The 2,153-nt window shown below is 41.8% G+C and carries 2 protein-coding genes; both read left to right on the top strand.

Annotation, left to right across the window (positions count from 1 at the left end; translation table 11 throughout):
* Window positions 1-264 precede the first annotated feature (264 nt).
* Window positions 265-672, top strand: a complete 408-nt coding sequence (locus tag H5300_RS26400) for a SulA-like leucine-rich domain-containing protein (protein ID WP_004733418.1) — start codon at window positions 265-267, stop codon at window positions 670-672.
* A gap of 327 nt (window positions 673-999) precedes the next feature.
* Window positions 1,000-2,103, top strand: coding sequence for a phosphoribosylaminoimidazolesuccinocarboxamide synthase (locus H5300_RS26395; protein ID WP_004733417.1), 1,104 nt, complete (start codon window positions 1,000-1,002; stop codon window positions 2,101-2,103).
* The last annotated feature ends 50 nt before the right edge of the window (window positions 2,104-2,153 follow it).

The raw sequence follows: 2,153 nt of genomic DNA, 5'->3' as shown, positions 1-2,153 counted from the left end.
TCTCTTCTCTCTTCTATACAGGTGTATACAGTACTTTTCTGTCAAAACCACTGTATACACCTGTATAAAGCTCACATTTTTTCAATTTATGAGACAAAACAGCAAATTCATTCGAATTTAATTTATTAAATAATTTCAATCACTTAACAACATCCCACCTATCACCCCAGAAAAAATCGTCCAATAATCCCGCAAAAAACGCTTGATCTTATAAGCAACTAAAACTACTGTATACACATACAGCATGTATATAAGGACAGCAAAATGATTCAAGCACACGTTAAAGCCCAACACTCTAGCCCGCTAGTTCACTGCGCATTTACATCAGTTTCTCGTAAAAGCAAAAATTCAAACGAGGAAGCGTTATTTGCAAGAATGGCGTTGCTGTCCAACCAACATCAGTGGCTACTGTTTACCGCTCAAACACCGAGACCATCGGCTAAGCAACTTAAGCAACATAATGTTTGCTGCGACCGAGTTATTCATATGAAAGCCTCTCATCAAATGACTGAGGTAGAAACCGTCGAGAAAGCCATTCGCTCTAAGAATGCGAGTGCGATTGTGGCAAGTGCATCGATTGATCAATTCAGTCAGCAATACCTAAGAACATTAGGAATGCGCTTTCAGTGTGAAGTCTTCTTTATGGATGCGAATTCAGAGCGCATTCACTAAGCCACCTTGCTTAATAACATGTTGGCTTAATAACATTGTTGGCTCAAAAACATAGCCCATACACATAGCTTAATCTTTTAGCTAACAAACTTAAGTTAACTTAACAGCATAGCTCCAAAACACAGTCCAAATATACTGCCTTCCCCTGCCCTACGATTCGCCTATTTTTTGGCGAATTGTTAGGCGGGGGTTTTTATTTAAACAATAGATTTAGCAATCGTTTGCTTTTTATCTGGAAGGAAATAGTAGATTGAGTATAATGCCCGTCTAATCATGTGCACACCGCACTTCTCTGTATGACGTTTGATAAAAGATAGGAATGTCTAAATGAGCCTTGCTGATCAAGTTCTTGCCGTAAATGATGACCTACCAATCCGTACTGACAAACCTGTCCACAGTGGCAAAGTTCGCTCAGTCTACTGGTTAACTGAAGAAGATAGTCAACGACTAATCAAAGAGAAAGGCTACGATGTAGCACCAGATGCGCCTTTAGCCATCATGGTGATCAGTGACCGTATCTCTGCATTTGATTGTATCTGGCGTGGTGAAGGTAATCTTAAAGGTGTTCCGGGTAAGGGAGCGGCTCTGAATGCTATCTCTAACCACTGGTTCAAATTGTTTAAAGACAACGGACTTGCTGACAGTCATATTCTTGATATCCCTCACCCGTTCGTATGGATTGTACAAAAAGCTCGCCCAGTCATGATCGAAGCGATTTGTCGTCAATACATCACAGGTTCAATGTGGCGTGCATACGCAAACGGCGAACGTGAATTCTGTGGTATCGAGATGCCTGAAGGCCTCGAGAAAGACAAGAAGCTACCAGAGCTACTGATCACGCCTTCAACAAAAGGGATTTTGAAAGGTATCCCTGGTGTTCCAGAAGCTGATGATGTGAACATCTCGCGTAACAACATCGAAGATAACTTCGCAGCGTTCAACTTTACTCAAGCAAGTGACATTGCGCACTACGAGAAGCTGCTAAAAGAAGGCTTCAACGTTATCAGCCAAGCACTCGCGAAAGTCGACCAAACCTTTGTGGATACAAAGTTTGAATTTGGTTACGTCAACGATGCTCAAGGTAAAGAAAAGCTGATCTACATGGATGAAGTGGGTACTCCAGATTCATCTCGCATTTGGGATACTCAGGAATACAACAAAGGCAACATCGTTGAAAACTCTAAAGAGGGTTTCCGTCAGTTCTTGCTTAACTACTTCCCTGATGCAGACATCCTTTTGAACAAAGAACGCATGCCAGAACGTGAAGCATTAGCTCGTGACAATGAGCTGCCTCTTGATTCACTGATGTCTCTGTCTCGTACTTATCTTGATATCGCAGCGAAAATCACAGGTGCAGAGATCGTACTGAGCGAGAATCCTAAGCAAGAAATCATCGATGTACTGCGTGCTGACTATGGTCTAGTCGACTGATTGACTGATTGACTGATTGACTGATTGACTGATTGACTGATTGCATTCTA

This window comes from Vibrio sp. SG41-7, from assembly GCF_014164465.1.
In the GTDB taxonomy this organism is placed as follows: Bacteria; Pseudomonadota; Gammaproteobacteria; order Enterobacterales; family Vibrionaceae; genus Vibrio; species Vibrio splendidus.
This window is presented reverse-complemented; position numbering and strand designations above follow the sequence as displayed.